This window comes from Citrobacter sp. VF227 (genome assembly GCF_052950715.1).
Genome location: NZ_JBRFVF010000335.1, coordinates 1 through 483 on the forward strand (window position 1 = coordinate 1; position 483 = coordinate 483).

General features: G+C 65.6%; 1 protein-coding gene. It reads left to right on the forward strand.

The window, feature by feature from the left end; translation table 11 throughout:
- Window positions 1-156 precede the first annotated feature (156 nt).
- Window positions 157-483 (forward strand): serine O-acetyltransferase (locus ACU8YC_RS26615; protein WP_446896207.1); only part of this gene is annotated, 327 nt, incomplete at its 3' end.

Below are 483 nucleotides of genomic sequence, written 5' to 3' on the forward strand. Positions count from 1 at the left end.
TCCGACAGGCCTGCCGTTGGAGAGTCGGCAGCGAAGGCCGACAGGATAGCCGATGAGCGCGACCCGATACGATACGAGACGCGCCGGCCGACGGCCTGTTCAGGCTGCTACAGTTCAGGCAATGGCCAACCCGTCATCGACCCTCAAGGAACTGCCATGTCGAACCTTTCCGTCAGCGACCTGTGGAACGAGCTGCGCGCACAGGCGCAACGTGCCCTGGACACCGAGCCGACCCTGACCACGATCGTCCGCCAGACCATCCTCGATCAGCCGGACTTCGGTGGCGCGCTCGCCCACCGCATCGGCCATGCCCTGGCCGACAGCATCGAACAGAGCCACACCCTGACCGATCGCTTCGCCGGGCTGCACCACCAGCTGCCTGCGCTGGCCGAGACGGCCTGCTGCGACCTGCAGGCGATCGTCAGCCGCGACCCCGCATTCGACAGTGCACTGGAGGTCTTCCTGTTCTCCAAAGGCTTTCTG